Annotated in this window: 23 protein-coding genes; 2 read left to right on the top strand and 21 right to left on the bottom strand. The window is 69.3% G+C overall.

The window, feature by feature from the left end; genetic code table 11:
* Nucleotides 1-4: 4 nt before the first annotated feature.
* The 14 genes from QJ043_RS02400 to budA form a co-directional block, all read right to left on the bottom strand.
* Nucleotides 5-1,048 carry an NAD(P)H-dependent glycerol-3-phosphate dehydrogenase gene (locus QJ043_RS02400; protein WP_283712569.1) on the bottom strand — a complete coding sequence of 348 codons (1,044 nt, stop codon included), beginning with the start codon at nt 1,046-1,048 and terminating at the stop codon, nt 5-7.
* Nucleotides 1,049-1,111: 63 nt separating this feature from the next.
* Nucleotides 1,112-2,113, bottom strand: coding sequence for a glycerol-3-phosphate 1-O-acyltransferase PlsY (plsY, locus tag QJ043_RS02395; protein ID WP_283712688.1), 1,002 nt, complete (start codon nt 2,111-2,113; stop codon nt 1,112-1,114).
* Nucleotides 2,114-2,118: 5 nt separating this feature from the next.
* The gene (gene der, locus QJ043_RS02390; protein ID WP_283712568.1) at nt 2,119-3,444 is read right to left on the bottom strand and encodes a ribosome biogenesis GTPase Der; all 1,326 of its coding nucleotides are present in this window, start codon (nt 3,442-3,444) and stop codon (nt 2,119-2,121) included.
* 52 nt (nt 3,445-3,496) lie between these two features.
* The gene (locus QJ043_RS02385; protein WP_283712567.1) at nt 3,497-4,936 is read right to left on the bottom strand and encodes a DUF512 domain-containing protein; all 1,440 of its coding nucleotides are present in this window, start codon (nt 4,934-4,936) and stop codon (nt 3,497-3,499) included.
* Complete coding sequence (gene ispH, locus QJ043_RS02380) at nt 4,933-5,808, bottom strand: 4-hydroxy-3-methylbut-2-enyl diphosphate reductase (protein ID WP_283712566.1); 876 nt, start codon at nt 5,806-5,808, stop codon at nt 4,933-4,935. Before ispH ends, QJ043_RS02385 begins: the two co-directional genes overlap by 4 nt.
* A 1-nt stretch (nt 5,809) precedes the next feature.
* Nucleotides 5,810-7,375 (bottom strand): (d)CMP kinase, encoded by a 1,566-nt coding sequence (gene cmk, locus QJ043_RS02375; RefSeq protein WP_283712565.1) that lies wholly within the window; start codon nt 7,373-7,375, stop codon nt 5,810-5,812.
* Nucleotides 7,372-8,196 carry a pseudouridine synthase gene (locus QJ043_RS02370; protein WP_347177732.1) on the bottom strand — a complete coding sequence of 275 codons (825 nt, stop codon included), beginning with the start codon at nt 8,194-8,196 and terminating at the stop codon, nt 7,372-7,374. The genes cmk and QJ043_RS02370 overlap by 4 nt, the downstream gene beginning before the upstream one ends.
* Nucleotides 8,193-8,963, bottom strand: coding sequence for an SMC-Scp complex subunit ScpB (gene scpB / locus QJ043_RS02365; protein ID WP_283712564.1), 771 nt, complete (start codon nt 8,961-8,963; stop codon nt 8,193-8,195). Before scpB ends, QJ043_RS02370 begins: the two co-directional genes overlap by 4 nt.
* Before the next feature lie 90 nt (nt 8,964-9,053).
* The gene (locus QJ043_RS02360; RefSeq protein WP_283712563.1) at nt 9,054-9,857 is read right to left on the bottom strand and encodes a segregation and condensation protein A; all 804 of its coding nucleotides are present in this window, start codon (nt 9,855-9,857) and stop codon (nt 9,054-9,056) included.
* 3 nt (nt 9,858-9,860) lie between these two features.
* Entirely contained in the window at nt 9,861-10,562 is a 702-nt protein-coding gene (locus tag QJ043_RS02355; RefSeq protein ID WP_283712562.1) for a site-2 protease family protein, read from the bottom strand.
* 85 nt (nt 10,563-10,647) lie between these two features.
* A complete protein-coding gene (locus tag QJ043_RS02350) occupies nt 10,648-10,941 on the bottom strand; it encodes a hypothetical protein (protein WP_283712561.1) in 294 nt (97 codons plus the stop codon).
* A complete protein-coding gene (locus QJ043_RS02345; protein WP_283712560.1) occupies nt 10,934-12,967 on the bottom strand; it encodes an ABC-F family ATP-binding cassette domain-containing protein in 2,034 nt (677 codons plus the stop codon). Before QJ043_RS02345 ends, QJ043_RS02350 begins: the two co-directional genes overlap by 8 nt.
* A gap of 58 nt (nt 12,968-13,025) precedes the next feature.
* A complete protein-coding gene (locus QJ043_RS02340) occupies nt 13,026-13,397 on the bottom strand; it encodes a VOC family protein (protein ID WP_283712559.1) in 372 nt (123 codons plus the stop codon).
* Between the two features lie 117 nt (nt 13,398-13,514).
* Entirely contained in the window at nt 13,515-14,234 is a 720-nt protein-coding gene (gene budA, locus QJ043_RS02335) for an acetolactate decarboxylase (protein ID WP_283712558.1), read from the bottom strand.
* Nucleotides 14,235-14,408: 174 nt separating this feature from the next.
* Here budA and QJ043_RS02330 point away from each other — a divergent pair, with 174 nt between their 5' ends.
* Nucleotides 14,409-15,065 carry a helix-turn-helix transcriptional regulator gene (locus QJ043_RS02330; protein WP_283722719.1) on the top strand — a complete coding sequence of 219 codons (657 nt, stop codon included), beginning with the start codon at nt 14,409-14,411 and terminating at the stop codon, nt 15,063-15,065.
* A gap of 48 nt (nt 15,066-15,113) precedes the next feature.
* On the opposite strand, the gene QJ043_RS02325 is transcribed toward QJ043_RS02330, so the two are convergent.
* Nucleotides 15,114-15,299, bottom strand: a complete 186-nt coding sequence (locus tag QJ043_RS02325) for a hypothetical protein (protein ID WP_283712556.1) — start codon at nt 15,297-15,299, stop codon at nt 15,114-15,116.
* A gap of 255 nt (nt 15,300-15,554) precedes the next feature.
* Between QJ043_RS02325 and QJ043_RS02320 the strand changes: the two genes are divergently transcribed.
* A complete protein-coding gene (locus QJ043_RS02320; RefSeq protein ID WP_283712555.1) occupies nt 15,555-16,478 on the top strand; it encodes an SPFH domain-containing protein in 924 nt (307 codons plus the stop codon).
* 107 nt (nt 16,479-16,585) lie between these two features.
* Here QJ043_RS02320 and QJ043_RS02315 read toward each other — a convergent pair whose 3' ends face one another.
* From QJ043_RS02315 to QJ043_RS02290, 6 genes are all read right to left on the bottom strand, one after another.
* Entirely contained in the window at nt 16,586-16,969 is a 384-nt protein-coding gene (locus QJ043_RS02315; RefSeq protein WP_283712554.1) for a diacylglycerol kinase family protein, read from the bottom strand.
* Nucleotides 16,966-17,505: an rRNA maturation RNase YbeY gene (gene ybeY, locus QJ043_RS02310; protein ID WP_283712553.1), complete on the bottom strand. Its 540-nt coding sequence runs from the start codon at nt 17,503-17,505 to the stop codon at nt 16,966-16,968. Before ybeY ends, QJ043_RS02315 begins: the two co-directional genes overlap by 4 nt.
* Before the next feature lie 2 nt (nt 17,506-17,507).
* Complete coding sequence (locus tag QJ043_RS02305) at nt 17,508-18,461, bottom strand: PhoH family protein (RefSeq protein ID WP_283712552.1); 954 nt, start codon at nt 18,459-18,461, stop codon at nt 17,508-17,510.
* Between the two features lie 123 nt (nt 18,462-18,584).
* Nucleotides 18,585-19,805, bottom strand: coding sequence for a MiaB/RimO family radical SAM methylthiotransferase (locus QJ043_RS02300; RefSeq protein WP_283722718.1), 1,221 nt, complete (start codon nt 19,803-19,805; stop codon nt 18,585-18,587).
* Nucleotides 19,806-19,864: 59 nt separating this feature from the next.
* On the bottom strand, nt 19,865-21,127 hold the full coding sequence (gene dnaJ / locus QJ043_RS02295; RefSeq protein ID WP_283712550.1) for a molecular chaperone DnaJ: 1,263 nt from the start codon (nt 21,125-21,127) through the stop codon (nt 19,865-19,867).
* 186 nt (nt 21,128-21,313) lie between these two features.
* Nucleotides 21,314-22,429 carry a DnaJ domain-containing protein gene (locus tag QJ043_RS02290; protein WP_283712549.1) on the bottom strand — a complete coding sequence of 372 codons (1,116 nt, stop codon included), beginning with the start codon at nt 22,427-22,429 and terminating at the stop codon, nt 21,314-21,316.
* Between the last annotated feature and the right edge of the window lies 1 nt (nt 22,430).

Here is a 22,430-nt window from a genome sequence, read left to right as displayed (position 1 = left end):
GATGTTAGCCCCGGAAGGCGCCGGCAAGGCCGTAGAACTCCTCGTAGGGCAGGCGGTCGAGCATGCGGCGCATCTCGTCGCGCACGGAGCTGCCGTTATAGAGCACCGACCACACCGCGTCCACGACCGGCGCCTCGACGCCGAGGCGCTCGCAGATCTCGTGCGCGGAGAGGGCCGCGACGGCTCCCTCCACCACCATGTGGGTGCGCGCCTGGTACTCGTCGAGGGTCTCGCCGGCCACGAGCGCCGCGCCGAACGAGCCGTTGCGCGAATGGGGGGACATGCAGGTGGTGACCAGGTCGCCCATGCCGGCAAGGCCCATGCAGGTCATGGGGTCACCGCCCATCGCGCAGGCGATGCGCGCCACCTCGGCAAGGCCACGGGTCATGAGCACGGAGAGCGCGTTGTCGCCGAGCTCGAGGCCGCGCGCGATGCCGCAGGCGATGGCGATCACGTTCTTCACGGCCGCACAGACCTCGACGCCGGTGACGTCGCTCGAGACGTAGGCACGGAAGTGCTGGTCGATGAAGAGGGCGCGGAACGTCTCGGCCACCGTCTGGTCCGCGCTGGCGATGACGGCGGCCGCCGGCTTGCCCTGGCAGATCTCCTCGGCGTGGTTGGGGCCGGAGAGGCACGCGACGCGCGCCGGGTTGCCAAGCTCCTCGGCCACGATATCGGTCATCAGGAGGCCGGTGCCCGGCTCGATGCCCTTGGTGAGGACGAGCACCGGCGTGTCGGCCGCCACGGAGGGCGCCATCTGGCGCACCGTTGCCCGGAGGAACGCGCTCGGGACCACGACCACGATCGCCCGCGCCCCGGTCACCGCGTCTGTCAGGCTGTTCGTGGCGACGACGTTCTCGGGGAGGCTGTAGCCGGTGAGGTAGAGCGGGTTGCGGTGGTTCGCGTTGACCCCCTCGGCGACCTCGCGCTCGTAGACCCAGCCAACGACCTGCTCGGCGTGCCGGGCCACGAGGCCGGACACCGCCGTGCCCCAGGATCCGAGGCCGATCACGGCCGCCTTGTCACACACCTTCGCGTCGTGTTCCATGGCGCGCTCCCTCTCCTCTCGCCACGTGCATTTGTGCATTTGGGGACTGTCCCTAAATGCACATCAGTTGTCGTCGTCGCGGCGGACCAGCTTGCTCACGTACGGCTCGTCGCCGAACACGACGGCGGGTTTCTCGGCCTCCGCGGCCTCCTGCAGCGCGTCCTCGACGTCCGTCACGTCGGGGGCGTCCTCGCGCGCCTTGTCCTCGGCCACGGCGCGGCGGGACTCGGCCTCCATGTCGGCGAGCTCCACCTGCTCCTCGCTGCGGGCGTTCTCCACGGTGCGCGGGGCGGCGTCCGTGCGGCCGTCGTCCACCGGAGTCTCGTCGGGCGCGCCCGCACGGTCGGCAATGACCTCGCCCTGCTCCTCGTGGTAGGACTGGGCCTCGGGAGCCGCCTCGTCCTCCCTCTTGAACGAGAAGGGGCGCTCGGTGCCGGCGCGCAGGCGCCCCAGGTTCTCGCGGTGCGCCCACACGACGATGACGGCCACGAGCACGAACGGCGCCACGAACGCGAAGCTCGCCGGGTAGTAGATGAAGAACGCAAGGAACGGCAGGCACACGGCGGCGCACGTCGAGCCGGCGGACACGTAGCGCGAGGGCACCGCGCAGAGCGCCCAGACCACGAGCAGGCCGAGCGCGATGGGCCACGAGAAGCCCAATGCCGCGCCAAAGCCCACCGCGATGCCCTTGCCGCCCCTGAAGTGCAGGTACGGCGAGAACACGTGGCCGCAGATACAGGCCAGGTAGATGCACGCGACGGTCCAACCGAAGGCTCCGGTGGGCGCCACGGGCGCGGGGTCGCCCTCGAACACGAGCCGCGCGAGGATCGCGGAGCCAAAGAACGTGCAGACCCAGCCCTTGGCGATGTCGCAGAGCATCGTGAGCACGCCCATACCGGTGCCCATCGTGCGGGTCACGTTGGTGGCGCCGATGTTGCCGGAGCCCTTCTCGCGCACGTCGACGCCGGCGAGCTTGGAGAAGACCAGGCCAAAGGGGATGCCGGCTATGCAGTAGCTGGCGAGCAGAAGGGCCAGCAGCACGGGCAGGAGCATCGAGGAGATCATGGCGCTCACGCGTCCTTTCGACGGAATCTCAGACGAATCGGCGTGCCCTCGAAGTCGAAGGCCTCGCGGAAGCGGTTCTCGAGGTAGCGGCGGTAGTTGTCGTCGGCCACCTCGGGGTGGTTGCAGAACAGCGCGAAGACGGGAGGCGCGGTGGCGGTCTGCGTGCCGTACATGAGCCGTAGGCGCTTCTTACCCTCGATCGCGGTGTGGCCGGTCTCGCGGAGGCGCTGGAGCAGGTTGTTCACCTCGCTCGTGGGCACCTGGCGGCACCGGTTCGCGCGCACCTGGGCCACGAGGTCCCAGATCTTGTCCACCGAGCGCCCGGTGAGCGCCGAGATGCGCAGGCGCGGCGCCCAGGGCGCGAAGTCCAGGCGCCGGTCCACGGACATGAGGCAGTCCTCCCGGGCCTGCTCCTGGTTCTTGAGCAGGTCCCACTTGTTGAGCAGCACCACGAGGCCGCAGCCGCGCTCGATGGCCATCGTCGCGATCTTCTGGTCCTGCTCCGTCATGCCCTCCGAGGAGTCGAGGACGAGCAGGCAGAGGTCCGCTTGGTCGATGGCGCGCAGGCCGCGGACCATCGAGTAGTACTCGACGTCCTCGGTCACGGCCGAGCGCTTGCGCATGCCGGCGGTGTCCACGATACGGAACAGCTCGCCGTCGTGCTCCACCATCACGTCGACGGCGTCGCGCGTGGTGCCGGCCACGTCGCTGACGATGGACCGCTCGTCGCCGCAGATGCGGTTCACCAGCGACGACTTGCCGACGTTCGGACGCCCGATGATGGCCAGGTTGCAGACGCCCTCGGGATAGAGGGCGGACTCGTCGACCTCCTCAGGGAAGCAGGCGACGACCTCGTCGAGCAGGTCGCCCGTGCCGTGCCCGTGGAGGGCGGAGAGCGCGCGCGGCTCGCCGACGCCGAGCGACCAGAAGTCCCAGACGGCCTCCTCGCGCTCCGGGTTGTCGAGCTTGTTGACGAGCAGGAACACCGGCTTGTCGGTTCTGCGCAGGATCCGGGCCACCTCCTCGTCCTCCTCGGTGGCGCCGGTGCGGCCGTCCACGACGAAGAGGATCACGTCGGCCTCGTTGGCCGCGGCAAGGGCCTGCTGGCGGATGCGGGGCGCGAAGACGTCGTCGCTCTTCTCGGACTCGATGCCGCCGGTGTCGATGATCACGAACTCGCGGCCGTTCCAGTCGGCCTCGTGGTAGGAGCGGTCGCGCGTCACGCCGCGGCTCTCGTGGACGATGGCCTCGCGTGCCTCGGCCAGGCGGTTCACCAATGTGGACTTGCCCACATTGGGGCGTCCGACGACGGCGACGATGGGTTTTGGCATGGCGCCTCCTTCTTTGCCGGGCTCGAGGGGGCCGGCACATATCTCAGGGTGTCTACCCGTTCTGGCAGAAGCGTTCGGCAAGGCCGTCGACAAGGGGCCCTGGCAGCGTGGTGAGGAACGCGCCCGTGCCCCCGCGGGCCGCGATCGCGTCGAGGACATCGCGCTCCGTGGAGCCGTCGAGGGTCATGCGGTCGAAGTTGAGCATGAGGTCCGGGAGCACGACAAAGGTGCCCGCGAGGTCCTCGGGCAGCTGCGCGAGCAGATCCTCGGCCACAATGAGGCCGGTCACGTTGACGTCGCCGCCGAAGTAGTCGTTGCGCACCGGGAAGGGTGCCGCGACGCCCCGCAAGGGGGCGCCGGCGCAGAACCGCTCGTAGACGCCGAGGGCCGCGTGCCCGCAGACGATGAGGACCCGCTCGCCCCGCGCCTCGAGCGCGTTGGCCACCGCAGAGAGCTCCGGTGCGCGCTCGAGCACCACCCGATCCGTTTCGTCGAGGAACGAGCGGAGCATCCCGATGCCGTCGTAGTACTGCGGGAAACCGTCGTAGTGGTCGGCCGGGGGCACCGGCAGCTGGGCGGCCACGTAGAACTCGTCCGAGAGCTGGAAGCGCGTGGACCCGGTTGTCGCGCGGCTCCGCTCTTGATACGGCTTCAGCTGCTCCACGACGCGGCGGGCGGCAGCGGGGTCGTCCGAGTAGCTCCGGTCGAACCTTGAATGCTTGGTGTAGCCGAGCGGGACGATGGCGAGCGATGTGATCGCGGGATGCTGCTCGACGAAGTCGAGGGTGCGGACGAGCTCGTCGCCGTCGTTCAGGCCGGGGCACAGCACCACTTGGCCGTGCACCTCGAGGCCGGCGTCGCAGAGGGCCTCGAGCACCTCGAGGCCGCGCGCCTCGTGCTTCCCCATCATCTTCCGGCGCGCCTCGTGCGACACCGCGTGGATCGAGACGTTCATCGGCTCCATGCGGTAGTCGATGACCCGAGCGAGGTCCTTGTCGTCCACATTGGTGAGCGTCACGAAGTTGCCCTGAAGGAAGCTCAGGCGGTAGTCGTCGTCGCGCAGATAGAGCGAGTCGCGGAGGCCCTTGGGCAGCATCGACATGAAGCAGAGCACGCAGGCGTTCCGGCAGGTGCGGATGCCGTCGAAGAGCACGTCGGTGAACTGGAGGCCCCAGTCCTCGCCCGGGTCGCGGTACAGCTCCGCCTCGAAGAGACCGTCTTCGCCGGGAACCTCGACGTCCAGCGTGCAGCGACCCTCGTCGGCCTCCCAGCGCCACGTGATGATGTCGTCGAGCGGCACGCCGTTGACGGCGCGCACCACCATGCCAGGCTCGAGCCCCGCCTGCCACGCCGGGCTTCCCTCGGCGACCGATTGGACGACCGCCCCCTGCGTGCCGGGCGCCGCGCTCGGCGCGTAGTCCGCCCGCGCCGGTGGGTCAAGGTAAGGAGACGATGAGACGAAGTCGTCTCTTTGAAGTGTCTCACCCGTCATGAGGGGTCTGCCACAGACTCGATGGCGGCCACCAGGTCGGCGATCTGCGAGGCCGGGGTGGACGCGCCGGCGGTGACACCGACGAGCGCCGCGCCGGCCAACCAGGCGGGGTCGAGCTCGTCGGCGCCCTCGATGTGGTGCGTGGGCGCGAAGGTCGAGCAAATCTGGGCGAGCCGCGTCGTGTTGGCGGAGTTCCGCCCTCCCAGCACCACCATGACGTCGGCGCGCCGGGCAAGAGCGGCCGCTGCGGCCTGACGCTCGGACGTTGCCTCGCAGATGGTGTTGAAGAGCCGCACCTCCTCGGCCAGCGAGCTGAGCCGCGCGATGACCGCGTCGAGGTTCGCCTTGGACTGCGTCGTCTGCACCACGACCCCCACGCGCTTGGGCACGTCGCGGCCGTCGAGGTCCTCCGCGCAGCCGATCACCCAGGCGCTGGGCGCGTGGCCGAGGATCCCCTCCACCTCGGGGTGCCCCTGCTCGCCCACGACCACCACTTGGTAGCCCTCGTCAGCGAGCCGCCGAGCGGCGTGGTGAACCTTCTTGACGTAGGGGCACGTGGCGTCGGCCACCTCGAGGCCGGCCGCGCGCGCCTCGTCGACAACGGACGGGACCACACCGTGAGTGCGCAGCACCACCAGGTCGCCTCCCGGGAGCGACCCAAGGTCCCGCTCCCCAACGACGGACACGCCCTGCTCGGCGAGGCCGTCCACCACGGCGGGGTTGTGGATCAGCGGGCCGAGCGTGTGAACGCCGGTCGAGCCGTCATGCTCCGCGAGCACGCGGTCCACGAGCGCCAGCGCCCGCTCGACGCCGAAGCAGGCACCGGCCTGCTCGGCGACCTCGACCGCCGGCCGCGTATCGCGCAGCGCCACGCTACCACTCCCCCGGATGCTCGGCGCGCAATTGGGCGCGCAGGCGCCACACGCGGTCCATCGCGCGCTGCTCCATCGCGTCCAGTTGCTGGCGGCGCCCCTTGACGCCCAGCTCGCCGAAGGAGATGGGGCGACCGACCTTGAACCACACGTGGTGCGGGCGCGCCGGGAGCTTGTTGTCGGGCGTGACCGCGCGGACGCCGATGACGGCCATCGGCGTCACGTCGGTCCTGGCCATCTGCGCGATGAGGGCGAAGCCGCCATGGATCGGCGCCTTCTTGTCGTCCTCGCGGATGCGCGTGCCCTCGGGGTAGATGAGGACCGACTCGCCGCGCTGGATCGCACGCTGGCAGCGCCGGGCCATCTTGAGATCGGCGGTGCCGCGGTTCACCGGGATCGCGCCGGTGCGACTGAAGACCCAGGTGAGGAGGTCGTTCTTCTCGAACTCCTTCTTGTAGACCGGGCGGATGTGCACGCCGTGGCGCCAGCCCCAGACCACCGTGATGACCGGCTCGACCATCGAGACGTGGTTCTGCACGATGACGGTGCCCTTGTCGCGCCGCGCGAGCTCCTCCATGAACTCCTCGCCGCCCTCGAACACCCATGGCCAGTAGAGCTTGGTGAAGCCGTAGACCACGCCGCACATGAAGTTGTGCCAGGCGCGGCTCGGCAGCGGCCACTGGTCGATGCCGTGGTCGAAGTAGTCGTCAAAGTCGCAATGGAAGGCGCGCATGGGCTCGTCGGCCTTCTTCGGCCTCTTGGCCGTCTTGCCCTTCTTGCCCCCGGACGCTTCAGAGAGAGCCTTTTGTCCAGGGTTGGACGACTGGCTCTCTCCCGAGCGTCCAACCGTGGACGATCGGCTCTCTCCCGAGCGTCCACGCCGCTGGTCGACGAGGGCGGCGATGGCGTCGAGGGTCTCGTCCTTTGTGAGCTTGGTGGAGTCGAGCCGCACGGCGTCGTCAGCGGGCTTGAGCGGGCTCGTGTCCCGCGCGGAGTCCTGGGCGTCCCGGCTCTTGATGTCCGCGAGCACCCGCTTGTAGGCCTTCTTGTCGTGGACCTTCGCGTCCGGCGCGGTGGGGTCGCCGCCCTCGCGCTCGATGGCGCGGCGCCACGCGCGGGCCTCGGGGTCGGCCGAGAGGAACACCTTGACCTCGGCCTTCGGGAACACGACGGTCCCAATGTCTCGGCCCTCTGCCACCACGTCGTGTCCTTCGGCGATCCGTCGCTGCTGGGCCACCATGGCCTCGCGCACGGCCGGCACGGCGGAGACCGCGCTCACCGCACGGTCCACCTCCGCGGTGCGGATGGCCTCCGTCACGTCCTGGATGTCGAGCAGCACACGCGGTGCGGCGCCGCCGTCACCGGGCGCGAACGAGACGCGCACTGCTTTGGCGACCTCCGCCACGGCGTCGGCGTCCGCCGGGTCCACGCCCCGCTCGAGGCACGCGAGCGTCACGGCGCGGTACATCGCGCCGGTGTCGAGATAGGTGAGGCCCTCGCGCGCGGCGAGCGCCCGCGCGACCGTGGACTTGCCGGACCCCGCCGGGCCGTCGATGGCGACGATCATCGCGTGTCCTTTCCCCGTGCGCCCCCGTCCAGGCCCGTGGCCTCGCGGAGGGCGCGTCCCTCGGCGTCCGTGAGCTCGCGCCACCGGCCCGGCTCGAGGCCGGAGAGCTCCAAGGGGCCGAACCCATGGCGGTGCAGGCGCACCACCGGGTGCCCGATCGACGCGAGCATTCGCTTGACGATGTGCTTGCGGCCCTCGTGAACCGCCAGCTCGACAACCGACTCAGTATAGGGGACGCCGTTGGGAGCGACGGCTCGTGCACGGGCGCTCCCGGGTTTCAGCACAGAGCAGCGGGCGGGCGCGCAGGGGCCGTCGTCCAGAAGGGCGCCCGACCGCAGCGGCTGCAGCTCCGCGTCGCTCGTGCGCCCCTCCACCAGGGCCGTGTAGCGCTTCTCCTTCTCGTAGCGGGGATGGAGCAACCGCTGCGCGAGCTCGCCGTCGGTGGTGAACAGCAAGAGCCCTGTGGTGTCCTGGTCGAGGCGCCCAACCGGAAAGAGGCCTGGGTGCTCATCGGTGGGGACGAGCGATGCGACGGTGCGGCGACCATAGGGGTCGTCCATCGTGGTCAGCACGCCGGCCGGCTTGTAGAGCAGGCAGCTGAACGGCGCGCTCGGCCACGCGACCGGACGCCCGTCGACCGCGACCACATCGGCGCTCGGGTCCACCTTAGCGCCCAGCTGTGTGACGGTCTGGCCGTTGACGGTGACCCTGCCGGCCGTCATCAGGTTCTCGGACCCCCGCCGCGAGGCGACGCCGGCCCGGGCGAGGAACTTCTGCAGGCGCATCGGCACGAGGCCGGGCTCCGGCGCGGCGCCCGTCACTGCTCCTCCTCGTCGGTGGCGGCGTCAATGGCGGGCCTTGTCGCCTCGTCGAGCTCCTCCGGGCCGTCGCCCAAGTAGCGCTCGGCCTCCTCGAGCAGGTCGGCCTCGGCCACGAGGCGCTCCGCGCGTTCGGCGCGGACGGCGGCGGGGTCGGCCTCGTCGGGCACGCCCTCTGCTGGCATCGGCGCCCGTCCGGACAGCCGCTCGCGGATGAACTCCCGCGCCTCCTCGTCCGGAGCGAAGTCCTCGAGCGGCGGCAGGTCCTTGAGCGACCGCAGGCCGAAGTGCTCGAGGAACGCGGTGGTGGTCCCGTAGAGGACCGCGCCGTTGGCCTCCTTCGACCGCCCGAGCTCGCGGACGAGCCCCTTGTCCACGAGCGACGCGACGACCCCCTCGGAGTTCACGCCGCGCACGGCCTTCACGCCCTCGCGGGTCACCGGCTGGTGGTAGGCGATGACGGCGAGCGTCTCCAGCGCCGCCTGCGAGAGCTTACGGGTGTCCCAGGAGAGGACATAGGACTCGACCTGGTCGTGGTAGGCCGGGTGCGTGTAGAGCCGCCACCCGCCGGCGACCTGGCGCAGCTGGAACCCGCGGCCGGCGTCCTCGTACTCGGCGGAGAGGTCGCTGAGCGCCTCGACCGCCTCGCCCGGCGCGATGCCGAGGGCCTTCGCCAGCTCCGTCGCCGGCACGGGGTCGCTCGACACCAGCAGAAGCGCCTCGAGCGCCGCCTTCACCGATCCCGCCGGCAGTCGGTCCAGATCAGCCATCTCAACCTCCCTCAGCGGTGGGACGCACGTGCCCGGCACCTTTGTCCCACCCGGTCACCGGGGCGCACGCGTCGCATGCGCCCGTCCCGCTCATTCGAAGTCCGCCGCCTCCGCGGCCTCGGACAGCTCATAGGCCGCGGCTCCGGCCACGCGTGCCACGTCCAGCGTGCCGAACGGCTCCTCCTGCCGCACCACCACGCTCCCCCGCTTCACCAGCTCGAGCACCGCCAGGAACGTCACCACGACCTGCTCGGGGTCGCGGGAGCCTTGGAGGAGCTCGTCGAAGGTGAGCGTCGGGCGCGCCCTGGTCATGCGGTCCACCGACGCGACCGTCAGGGCCACTGGGAGCCGCCTGGGCGCGACATGCTCTGCGTCGAGCAGCATCTGGGTGCGACGGGAGTCCAGGTTCGCGCAGAGGACCGCCAGTCCGGAGAGCGTGACGGACCGGAGGAAATCCGGCATGAGCCCGAGGAACTCCGGGTCGGGCCCGGCCGTTCTGGGGTGCATGTGGCTCTCGGCCTCCATGCGGGCCCCGAGCGCCGCCCCAGCGTTGCGGAACTGCTTGTAGGCGACGAGGCGCGCCACGAGAACGTCGCGCGCCTGCTCGGCGGTGAGCCCCTCCAAAGGGTCGTCCTCGTCGTCGACCTCCTGGTGCGCGCGCCGGCCGTCCGGCACGAGCGAGGCGGCCTTGATCTCCAAGAGCGTGGCCGCCACCAGCAAAAAGTCGCTCGCCACCTCGAGGTCGAGGTCGCCGAGCTGGTCCATCTCGGCCAGGTACTGGTCGGCGATGTCGCTCACGGAGATGGCGCCGATGTCCACCTTCTGGCGGCTCACCAGGGTCAAGAGCAGCTCAAAGGGTCCCGAGAAGCGCCCGGCCGTCACGCGGTAGCCCATGGCTCAGCTCAGCCCCCACGGGAGGTTGGTGTACATCATCAGGTCGTAGAGGCTGCCGGCCGTCGCGTTGAAGTAGACGCCGAGCGGGTCGACGTGCAGGAAGTCCGGGAGCAGGTAGAGCAGGACGATGAGGAGCGGCATCGAGTACTGGGACAGTTTGTAGTAGCCGTCGAGGGCACGGCCATGCAGGAAGAACGCGATGAGGTGGCTGCCGTCGAGCGGCGGCAGCGGGATCAGGTTGAAGAAGCAGAGGATCAGGTTGACCCACACGTAGAGGGTGAGGACGTCGCAGACCCAGTAGCCGGCCCCCGAGCTGGCGAGCAGGAACGCCGGGTCCGCCTGGAGCCAGATGCGCCAGACGACCATCCCGAGGAGCGCCTGCAGGAGGTTCGACGCCGGGCCGGCCATCGCGACGAGCACCTCGTCGCGCCGACGGTGCCTGAGGTTGTTGGGGTTGTACGGCACCGGCTTCGCGTAGCCGAAGACCGGGCCGCCGAGCAGCGCCATCACGAGCGGGAGTATCACCGAGCCGAAGAGGTCGAGGTGCTTGAGCGGGTTGAGGGTCAGGCGCCCCGCGTTCTTGGCCGTGGGGTCGCCGCACCGGTACGCGACGTAGCCGTGGGCGACCTCATGGAGCGTCGCGGCCCACATGACCACGGCCACGGACACGGCGATGTTGACGAAGTACGTGGGCGTGAGGCTCACGGGGCTCCTCTCAGGTCCGAACAGTCCAAAGAGACAGAAGTGTCTCATCCGCGCGAGTGAGACGATCCTGTCTCTCTAAAGTGTCTCATCGCAGCGCGGCGCTGAGGCGGCAGCAGGCCCAGTCGCAGACGAAGAGCACGAGGGCCGCGATGAAGAAGTCGCCGCGGAACGCGCCACCCAGCGGCGTGGCGTACACGAGGACCCCCGAGAGACCCGACGGGATCGTCGCGTCCAGCTTGACCACCCAATCGAGCACGCCGAGGCTCACGGCCGATCCCAGGCACAGCGCGAGCACGAGCAACGACGTGAGCACGGCCAGCACGCGGAACACATAGGCGAGCCCCTGGAGCAGCCGCGACCACCCGGCGTGGCTACGCATCGTCGGCCTCCAGGGTCTCAGTGAGCGACAGCCACTCCTCCTCCAGCGTGGGGAGCGCCCCCTTGAGCTGGTTGTACTCCTTCATCGCGGCGTCGAACTTGTCGGCGTCGGCGTACAGCTCCTCCGATGCCATGAGCTCCATGAGCTCGTCGTAGCGGGCCTGGCCGCACTCGAGCTCGCGCTCCACCTCCTTCAGCCGCTTCCGCTCCTTGGCGAGGCGCCGGTTGCGGGCGTTCCTCGCCTCCGCCTCGGCACGGCGCTGCTCCTTGGTCTTGACGTTGCGCCCGGTCGACTTCGCTCCCCCGGTCTTTTCGGCCCTGGGGGCCTTCTCGCCAATGGCGACGACGTTGCGCGACCCGGCCTGCGGTGCCGACGCGTCCGCTCCGGCAGCCGCCTCCTCCGCCGCGCGGGCCGCCAGCTCGGCGCGCTTGAACAGGAAGTAGTCGTAATCGCCGTCGTACACGGTGACGTTCCCGTCGCGGACGTCCACCACCTTGGTGGCCACGGCGCGGACCAGGTGCTCGTCGTGGCTGATCAGCACGATGGTGCCCTTGAACTCCCTCAAGGCCTCCTCGAGCACGTCCACCGAGTCGATGTCCAGGTGGTTCGCCGGCTCGTCCAAGCAGAGGAGCGGCTCTGGCGCCACGAGCATCTTGGCCAGCGCGAGACGGGCCTTCTCACCGCCCGAGAGCATCTGCACGCGCTTCTCGACGTCGTCGCCGTGGAACAGGAACGCGCCCAAGAGCTTGCGCTCCTCGGAGGTGGTCCAGCCGACGGCGGCCTCGTCCATCTCCTTCATGACCGTGTTCGCGGCGTTGAGCTCGTCCAGCTGGTGCTGCGCGTAGTAGGCCAGCTCCACGTCCTTGCCGAGCTTGACGGAGCCCGCGTCCGGCGCCAGCTTGCCGCAGATGAGCTTCATGAGCGTGGACTTGCCCGCGCCGTTGGGGCCGACGAGCACCACGTGGTCGCCGCGGTAGAGCTTGAGGTCCGCGTCCTCGTAGACCACGTTGTCATCGAAGGCCTTGCGCACGTGGTCCACGTGGATCACTTCGTCGCCGGTGCGGGGCGGCTCCGGGAAGCGGAAGTGCACCTTCTTGGTCTGCTCCGGAAGGACGACCAGCTCCTTTTTGATCTCCTCGATGCGCGCCATGCGCTCCTGGGCCGCCTTGGCCTTGGTGGGCTTGTAGCGGAACTTGTCGACGAAGACCTGCATGTGCGCGATGTCACGCTCCTGCGCGGCACGCTTGGCGCGGAGCTGCTCGAGGTTGGCCTCGCGCTGGCGCAGGTAGTCGCTGTAGTTGCCGGTGTAGGTGCGCAGCGCGCGGTTCTCGAGCGCCGCCACGTGGTCCACGCAGGCGTCCATGAACGATCGGTCGTGGGACACGATGAGGACGACGCCGTCGTAACTGGAGAGGAACCCCTCGAACCACTGCACGGACTCGAGGTCCAGGTGGTTCGTGGGCTCGTCGAGGAGCAGGATGTCCGGGTGCCGGAGGAGCAGCTTCGCGAGCGAGATGCGCATCTGCCAGCCGCCGGAGAACTCGCAGGCGGGCTTGTCGAAGTCCTCCACCGGGAAGCCGAGGCCCGCGAGGATCTGGCGGGCGCGGCTCTCGAGCTCGTAGCCGCCGGCGGACTCGAAGCGGTCGCGGGCGCGGCTGTACTGCTCCATCGCGCGCTCGAGCTTGTCCGGGTCGGTCTCGGTGGACATCTCGTGCTCGAGGTCCGTCAGGCGCTCGCCCAGTTCCTGGATCTCGTGGGCCGCTGCCATGACCTCGTCGATGGCCGAGCGGTCTCCGGCGGGCTCGTGCTCCTGCTCGAGGTAGCCGATCGTGGCGCCCTTGGCCGTGGCGATGGTGCCCGAGTCCGGGGACTCGAGGCCCATCACGCACTTGAGCATCGTGGTCTTGCCGGCGCCGTTGGGCCCCACGAGCGCCCAGGACTCGCCGGCGTTGAGCTGCATCGTCGCGTCGCGGAACAGCTCGTGGCCGCCGAAGGACTTGGACAGTTTGTCAAGCAAAAGGATCAAAGCGCTGTACTCCTTGATGTGCAAAAAGGGACAGTCCCTTTTTGCACAGTGATGGTTCCTACTCCTGCGTCAGATGGATCGCGAAGCCGCCGATGGGCTCCTGGAAGTACACGAGGCGCGTCGTGCCGTCCGGCATCAGGCGCCGCGACGACTCCTCCACCGGGAAGCCGCGCTCGGCGAACCAGGCCTCGGCGTCGGCCATCTTGTCCGCGTCCACGTGCAGCCCGATGTGGCCCTTCTCGCCGCGACCGCCCTCGCGCATGACCTCCACCAGCTCGTTCGGGAAGATGCTGATGGGGGTCTCGCGCCCCGGCAGCCCGAGCAGGTCGGTGAAGCGCTCGGCGATGGCCACGGCCTCGTCATTATCCGACGCGTTGATGCCCACATGGCCCAGTCGGAGGCCAAAGAGTTCCTGCGGGTCGTTAGCCATGGGGCTCCTTCCGGGCGGTGTCGGCACAGATTCATCCAGTATACCGAGCCGAGAAGGACGCGCTCGAAGCCCATGCAAAGAGCGGAGCCGTGGGCGGAGGCACCACGCGGCGTCCCCCTACTGCCCCTCCACGCGCTGGGTGGCCGCGCTCAGGTCCTGCGTCAGGTCCTCGGAACCGAACTCGGGCGAGACGGGCACCACCAGCTGGAACTCGTGGTAGCTCTGCAGCCGCCCCGCGGCGACCTGCACCGCCAGGTCCAGCAGGTGGCCGCCCCGGCGTCGGTCCTCCGAGAGAAAGTGCAGGTGCCAGCCAGGCATGTTGACGCCGGCCATGTACGGCGGGACGCGCACGCCGATGACCCAGCCGGCCTGGGCGTGGGCCTCGAACTCCCGCTGCTCGCGGGCGCACGCCTCCATCGTGGGGTAGGGCTTCTCCTGCTTGGGGCAGCTGCGCCAGCGAACCTGCGGGAAGAGGCCGTGCAGCGCCACGAGGTGCCAGAGATTGTCGTTGCCATCGTCCCGGGCGGCGTCCAGGGCCTCTTCGACCGCCGCAAGGCTGCAGCAGTCGTGGATGGAGAAGCGCTCCGCCTCGCCAGTGAAGTCTGCGGCAGCGCAGAACGGGAGCAGCGCCGATGGGTCCTGCTCGGTGCAGCTGCCGTCGGCGCGCCCGTCGTAGACGTGCCCGTCACAGAGGACGGCCTCACCGTCGAGGCCCTCGAACGTGCCGACGCCCCAGCTAGCATGTCGGAGCAGCTCCTCGACGCTGACGACGCCGTCGAAGTTCCCGAGCATCAAGCTGTTGAGCGTAGAGACCTGGTAGAACGCGGTGTCGTCCACGGCTTCCTTTCTCTTCCGGACGGAAGCCTACGCCCGGGCGCCCCGGCGGCACGAAGCCCACACAAAGCGACAAGCTGGCAAAACCGCCGATGCCACGGTGCGTTGCTTGACGTGCGCGAGGTTCGTCCCGCTTTATGGAGTTGGGCAGCGGACACGAAGGGGCGAGCCATGACTTTGGGCGAGAAGATCCGAGCCGCACGCAAGGACGCGGGGCTGACGCAGGCGCAGATGGCGCAGATGCTCGGCGTGTCCCGGCAGGCCGTGACCAAGTGGGAGACGGGCAAAGGCATTCCGGACATCGAGAACCTCAAGGTGATGGCCGGGCTACTCGACATGAGCCTCGATGAGCTGCTGGACGACGGAACCGCCCTGGACCTGTCTGTGACGCGAGCGCCAATCGACCTCGCCGCCTACGACGGGAGGCATCGCTGGGAGAGGAAGCGACAGGCCGTGACCGAGCGGTTCCCGAGGGCGGAGATTCACTCGCTGGCCTCGGTGCAGAAGCTACCCAAGGCGGAGAGCCTATTGGACACGGCCATGACCGTCCTTGCGCCGTGGTCTTTCTGGGGTGGGAGCCTCGAGGTCGCGCGGGCCATCGACAACCGGAACAAGCAGTTCTATCTGGTGGAGCAGAGCGGTGCACAGTTCCTGGTGGAGGTCACCGACGAGTGGATGGAAACCCGGCGGCTGGCAGAGCCGGTGCGCCCCGACCGCTTGGGACAGTTCACGGTTGGTGACTGGACGTTCTTCGACGGAGCTGGGAGTCCCGAGGGAAAAGGCCGCCCGGGCTTGGGTTCCCGGACGGCCTTTGAGGATGGTTCTCCTGGATGAGACGATCTCGTCTCTTTGATCTGTCCCACATCGGGGACGTCGGCGCTGCTAGAACGCGCGCGCCTCCGTGCGGGCGATGCGGTCGCGCAGGCGGCTGATCTGGTCCGCGTAGGGATCCGCGCCGACAGCGCCCTGGTTGTGGGCGCGCCAGTCGTTGGCCTGCTGGCTCAGCGTCGAGAGCTGGCGTCGGAGGCCGCGGAGCTCGGTTGCGTGGTTCGATGCGTTCATCGTCATGGCGGCCTCCTCTTGTGCGTGTCGGTGTGCCGAGCGATCCTTCTCGGCGTGACGCTGGCGTGCAGAGAATACTAACCGTGCTGCATAAACCTGGCATGTTGATGCACTCCCGTTAACACACTGGGAACAGGGCGGCCTGCTGGTCTCCGCGACCTGCCGGCCTTTCGCGGCACGCGCGGTGGGCCGCCCATGAAGGGCGCCCGGATGCTGTAACATCAATCATGCAGCTATGAGCGACTCTCCAGGAAGGCGGATATGGCAATCATCAGTACTCTGAGCTGGGTTTTGGTCGTCCTTGTGGTCCTCGTCGTGATCATCACCGGCGCCTACACGGTGAGCCAGCAGTCCGTGGCGATCATCGAGCGCTTCGGCAAGTTCGCGCGCATGGAGGGCCCCGGCTTCCACGTGAAGATCCCCATGATCGAGACCATCGCGAAGATAGTGGACCTCCGCATCCAGCAGGACGTGTTCACGCTCTCCGCCAAGACCCGCGACAACGTGACCATCAAGGTCGAGGTCGCGGTGCAGTACAAGGTCTCGGAGGAGCAGGGCGCCACGGTGCAGGACTCCGGCGTCTACCGCAGCTACTATTCCCTCACCAACCCCGAGGAGCAGATGCAGTCCTACATCGTGGACGCGTTGCGCTCCACGATCCCGCAGTTCGACCTGGACTCCGTCTTTGATGAGAAGGACGCCATCGCCGATGACGTCCGCAAGAAGGTCTCCGACCACATGATCCGCTACGGCTTCGAAGTGGTCGGCACGCTGATCCAGTCCATCGGGCTGCCCAAGGACGTCGAGGCGGCCATGAACGACATCAACGCTGCCGAGCGCAAGAAGGTGGCGGCGCAGTCGCTGGCCGACGCCGAGCGGATCCGCACCGTCACCGAGGCCGAGGCCAAGGCCGACGCCATGCGCCAGGCCGGTCGCGGCATCGCCGAGCAGCGCAAGGCCATCGCCGAGGGCATCAAGGACTCGCTGGCGACGATCAAGGAGGCCGGCGTGACGACGGCCGAGGCCAACGAGCTGTTCCTCTACACCCAGTGGACCGACATGATGGAGAGCTTCTCCAAGAGCGGGAAGTCGTCCACCGTGGTCCTTCCGGCCGATTTCCGCGAGAGCACGTCGATGTTCGAGCAGATGCTGTGCGCCCACAAGGCGGACCAGCCCAGCGAGTGAGACAGATCAAAGAGACGAGATCGTCTCACCGGGCCTGTTCGGCGGCCGTCGGACAGGCCCGGTCTCGTTTTGAGACAGTTCTGTCTCTTTGCTTTGTCTCATCCCGACTAGGCGTAGGCGCGCAGGGCGGCCCCCGCGAACACCACCACGCCCATAATGCCCACCAGGACGCACAGCGTGTAGACTGCGGCCGCGGCGATGTCCTTCGCCCGGCCGGCAAGCTCGTGGTACTCCGGCGACACGAGGTCCACGACGGTCTCGATCGACGTGTTCATCAGCTCCGCCGAGAGCACGGCGCCGCAGCCGAGGAGCACCACGCCCCACTCTGCCGCGTTGCACTGGCACACGAGCCCCATGACCACGGCGAAGACCATGCCGCCCAGCATGATCTTGATGTTGCGCTCGGTGCGGAACGCGAACGCGAAGCCCTGCATCGCGAACAGGAAGCTCTTGATCAGCGTGGGGTGGTTGCGGTCGGAGCCGGGAATCATGCGCCGTCGCTCCCCTCGCCCGCCTGCATCTGCAGCTCCTCGTGGCGCGTCGTTGCCACGGCGTCCAGACGCCCGGCCGTCGCCTCGGCCAAAAGGGCGTCCTCCAGCGACTCCATGACCACGGCGTCCGCCTCCTCGATGTGGTCGTAGCCCAAGAGGTGCAGGAGGCCGTGGATGGCGAGCAGGCGCGTCTCGTCGGCCGGCGTCGTGCCGAAACGCTTGGCCTGGACCGCGATGTACGCCGGCGCCAGGATGATGTCCCCCAGCTCGCAGGGCTCGCCCGGCGCCAGGTCCGGGTCGTCAGGCCGCTCGCACTCCAGCGACACGACGTCCGTCGGCCGTGCCTGCTCGCGCCACTGCTCGTTGATCTCGGCAATCGCATCGTCCGTCACCACGCTCACGGAGACCGAGCATGGTCGCTCGACGCCCTCGTGGCCCAGCACCAGCAGCCCAAGCCGCTCAAGCTCGGCCGCGTCGAGCGCGAACGGCTCGGTCAGGTCCTCGGCGACCATGAGGTCAACGTCCAGCACCGGCACCGCTACACCTCCTGGGGCGCGAAGTTCTCGTAAGCATCAACGATCTTGCCCACCAGCGTGTGGCGCACGATATCGGCGCGGGACAGGTCGCAGAACGCGATGTCGTCGATGCCGCCGAGCACCTCGCGTGCTTGCGCCAGGCCGTTGCGGCCGCCCAGGTCGTGCTGCGTGAGGTCGCCCGTGACCACGAAGGTGGAACCGAAACCGAGGCGTGTGAGGAACATCTTCATCTGCTCCGGCGTCGTGTTCTGGGCCTCGTCCAGGATCACGAACGCGTCGTTGAACGTGCGCCCGCGCATGAAGGCGAGCGGCGCGATCTCGATGACGCCCTGCTCGATGAGCGCGTTGCCCTTCTCCATGTCCGTCATGTCGAAGAGCGCGTCGTAGAGCGGCCGCACGTAGGGGTCGAGCTTCTCCTCGAGGGTGCCCGGCAGATAGCCGAGCGACTCGCCCGCCTCGACCACCGGCCGCGCCAGCACGATGCGACCCACGTCCCGACGCTTCAGGGCCGCAACGGCCATGGCCATGGCCAGGTACGTCTTGCCCGTGCCCGCAGGGCCGATGGCGAACGTGACGGTGTGGGCGCGGATCGCGTGGATGTACGCAGCCTGACCTGCGGTCTTCGGTCGGATCGCACGGCCGCGGTAGGTGAGAAGGACGTCGTCCGCGAGCGAGGACGGCGGCACGTCGCCCAGGGCCGACTGCTCGAGCAGGAGCTCCACGTCGGCCGTCGTGGGCGGGTTCCCGCGGGTCACGTCCTCGATCATGCGCGAGAACACGCCCACCATGCGGTTGACCTCGGCCGGCTCGCCCGTGAGGCCCACGGCGTTCCCGCGCACCGTCACGGCGGCGGTGGTCGCTTCCTCGAGGCGACGGAGCAGCGAGTCGGCGGGGCCGAGAAGCAGGGTCATGTCCACCGAGTCTGGGACGGTCAGGCGCACGCGGGACGGCTCCAATGAGGCCTCCTCACCGGGACGACAGGTTTCGCTGTTCATCCTAGCCCAGCGCGGTGGGACGATCTCGTCTCTTTGGCCTGTCCCACCGAACGGGATGAGACACTTTCGTCTCTTTAGAGTGTCTCACCGGGCGTCGAGGAGGGAGCCGGGAAGGGCCGCGTGCGGCGTGACCGAGACGAGCGACCCTTCTCGGATGCCGTCCGGCACCAGGCACTCCACGAGGCCGCCGGTGACGCCCTTCCCGCCGCCCTCCACGAGGACCAGCTCCGGCTGGCCCACGCGCGCTGCCACGTACGTCCGGCGCATGTCCCGTGCGAGGCCGCGTAGCTCGGAGGCGCGCGCGGCGATCACGCGCGGGTCCACCTGGTCCGGCGAGGCCGCCGCAGGTGTCCCCGGGCGCCGTGAGTAGCGGAACACGTGCATGTTCGCGAACGCGGCGCGCCGGCAGAGGGCCACCGACTCGACGTGCTCCTCGTCCGTCTCGCCCGGGAAGCCGGCGATGATGTCGCAGGCCACCGCGATTCCCGGCACCGCCTCCCGCGCCGCATCGACGACGCGGAGGTACTCCGCAGGCGTGTACAGGCGCCCCATGCGCTTGAGCACGCCGGCAGAGCCGCTCTGGACCGGCAGGTGCAAAAACGGTGCCGCCATGCCGCCGCTCTGCCCCATCACGCTGAGCAGCGCCGGTGTGACCTCGGGAGGCTCGATGGAACTGAGGCGGTAGCGCACGCCGTCCGTGCGCTCGAGAAGCTCGTCGAGCAGCTCCGCGAGCCCAAAGCCGCCGTCCGAGTAACGCCCCAGGTTGATCCCGGTGAGCACCACCTCGTGGGCGCCGGCGTCGACCTCGGCCAGCACCTGCGCGAGCGCCTCGTTTCGCGGCAGCGACCGTGCGGCCCCGCGGGCCTTCCACACGATGCAGTAGGTGCACCGGTTGTCACAACCGTCCTGGATCTTGACGCCCGGGCGCGTGCGGCCCGTCGGCGTGCCCCCGGCCGTCGCCGTGCCCGACCCTTCGGACCAGCCCAGCTCGCCCAGCACGCGTGCCGGCACGAGCCCCTTGATCGGCTCCACAACGACGCGATCGCCGAGCTCGGCCAACTCGTCGACGAACAGGTTCGCCACGCACCCGGTGGCCACCACCACCGGCGCCTGCGGCAATGCGGCCGCCCGACGCACGGCCTTGCGCGCCTTGGCCTCGGCCTCGCCCGTGACGGCGCACGTGTTGACCACCACCGCCTCGGCGTCCGGCTCCGGAACCAGCTCGCAGCCGGCCTTCTGCAGGGAAGCGGCGATGGCGTCGAGTTCGACCCGGTTCACGCGGCAGCCCAGGTTCACGAGCGCCACGCGGGGAGCGCGACCGGCCGACGCCCCCGCCCCCGCGGCGGGACCCCCCGCAGGAGCGCTCACTTCTTCTTCCGTCGCTTGCCGAAGGGGCGCTTCTTCGTCGGCCGCGGCTTCTTCGCCGGACGGTCGTCCGCAGCCTCGTGCGTCGCCGCCTGTCCGCTCGGCGCCTCGGCCTCCTCAACCAGGCCCTTGTCCTCGGAGAACACCTCGTCGATCCTGCCCTCGAGCGTCTCGTCGGACCCGGCCACGCGGCACCCGCGCTCCCGGGCGAGCGCCGTCAGCGCCGCCTGCTGCTCGTCGCTGAGGTCACGCGGCACCACGAGGTTCACGACGCAGACCAGGCGGCCGCGGCGGTCCGGGCTTCCGAGCCTCGGCATGCCCTTGCCCGGGACGACGATCTGAGCCTGCGGCTGCGTCCCCGCCGGCACCTCGACCGTCACCGTCTCGTCGGGCATCACGCCCGGCACGTCGACGGCGGCGCCGAGCATCGCCTCGAACGCGTCCACGTCGATGGCGCACGCCAGGTCGTCCCCTTGCCGCACGAACTGGTCGCTCTGCTCCACCTCGACGGTCACGACGAGGTCTCCTGCGGCCTCGCCGCGCACGCCGGCCTCCCCGGCCCCCTGGATCACGAGCGACTGGCCACTGCGCACGCCGGCGGGGATCTGCACCGTGACCTTCTCGCGGGACGGTGCGCGCCCCTGCCCGTCACAGGTCTCGCACGGTGTCCCTACCACCTGGCCGGTGCCGTGACAGGTGGGGCAGGCGGTCTGCGTCTGCATGCGGCCAAGGATCGTGTGCTGCCAGCTGGTGACAACGCCGGACCCCCCGCAGTCAGGGCACGTCTCGGGTTCGGAGCCGTCCGCCGAGCCGGTGCCGCCGCAGTCCTCGCAGGGTGCAAGGCGGTCGTAGGTGATGGTGCGCTCGACGCCCGTTGCCGCTTCTTGGAGGCTGATGCGCATCGAGATGGTCATGTCGCGGCCGCGCGTGCGCGGTCGCGACGCACCCCGCCCTCCGCCGAAGAACTCGGAGAACAGGTCGCTCATATCGAAGCCGCCGAAGAAGTCGTCCATGCCGGCCCCGCCGAAGCCGCCCGGCCCGTTGGGGTCGCCGTAGCGGTCGTAGTTGGCACGCTTGGCGTCGTCGGAGAGGACCGTGTACGCCTCGTTGATCTCTTTGAACTGGGCCTCGGCGTCCGGGTCGTCCGAGACGTCCGGGTGCATCACCCGCGCCTTCTTGAGGAACGCCCGCTTGATGGTCTTCGCGTCCGCGTCCCGATCGACGCCGAGCACCTCGTAGTAGTCGCGTTTGGCCTCCGCCATGGACGAGCCTCCATTCCAGCGGGGCGTCTCCCCCGTCGCGCTCTGCAGTTTGTCGCGAGACACTATGCCCCAACGGATGCTGCCCATCCGTTAGTTTCTGGCCCGCTCCGAAACGTTCACGTCAGAAACAAGTTCGCCCCGTGGGTTTCTCCGGGGCGCCCTGCCGGCCCGCCGGCACCCTCCCCGCTACCAGCCGGGTCCGTAGTACATCGCGGTCCGGCCGGCGCTCTGCGCGCAGCTGAACAGCAGGCCGAGGAACAGGGCCAGCAAAAAGCCGTTGGAGAGCCCGTTGACCACGTAGCGCCCGGCGTTCTTCCACCAGACCCTGTTGTGCTTACCGAGGCCGCCCCGGACGATGAACACCGCGCCGAGGACCACCGGGATGGCCATGAGCGGCACGAGCACGTCGAGCACGTTGAAGAACCAGCCGAAGAACACGAACGGGATGATGAAGCCGATCACCTGGAAGCCCATCGCGCTCTCCGGGCTCAAACGTTCCGCTGGCACGCCCACGCGCACGACGAGGTCGCCCGCCGGCGCGCCGTTGGTGCCCGCGTTGCCCATGCCCTTGATGCGCACCTCGGTGCCGTCGTGGGAGTTGGCGGGGATGTCCACGACCGCCTCCGACCCGGACAGCACGCGCCCGGACCCGTGACAGCGGTCGCAGGGGTCGGCGACCACCTTGCCGGTGCCCTCGCACTCGGGGCACTGCATGCGCATCGCGCCGAAGCCCAGGCCGCCGAAGACCTGCGACAGGTCCACATCGATGGTGCCGGTGCCGTGACAGGTCGGGCAGGCTTTGGCGTGGTCCACCTCGGTGGAGCCGGTGCCGTGGCAGGCGTCGCAGCTCACGTAGCGTTGATAGGTGACGCCCCGGCGGCAACCGGCCGCAGCGGTCTTGGGATCAAGGTCCAGCTGGTACACGACGTCCTGGCCCGCCCGGGGGTTGAACGCTGCTGCCCGCGTTCGCCGTTGGGTCGAGAACCCGCCCCAGCCCACCGGTCCGCCGAACGGCGAGCCGTACCCGCCGTAGCCATAGCCGCCGGCCGGCCCCGTTGGGGAGCTCTGCGCGAACACGTTGCCAGAGCGCATCGCGTCGTAGCGGCGCCGCTTGTCCTCGTCCGATAGGACGGCGTAGGCCTCGGAGACCTCCTTGAACCTCTCCTCGGCGTCGGGCGCCTTGTTGACGTCCGGGTGCAGCTTGCGTGCCTTTTGCTGGAACGCCTTGCGGATCTCGTCGGTGCTCGCGTTCTCGGGGACGCCCAAGATGGCGTAGTAGTCCTTCTCGGTCATCGAAGACATG

Origin of the sequence: Kribbibacterium absianum, from assembly GCF_030067705.1 — a bacterium.
In the GTDB taxonomy this organism is placed as follows: domain Bacteria; phylum Actinomycetota; class Coriobacteriia; order Coriobacteriales; family Atopobiaceae; genus Kribbibacterium; species Kribbibacterium absianum.
Note: the sequence above shows the minus strand (reverse complement) of the source record. Positions and strands in the feature narration are given on the sequence as shown.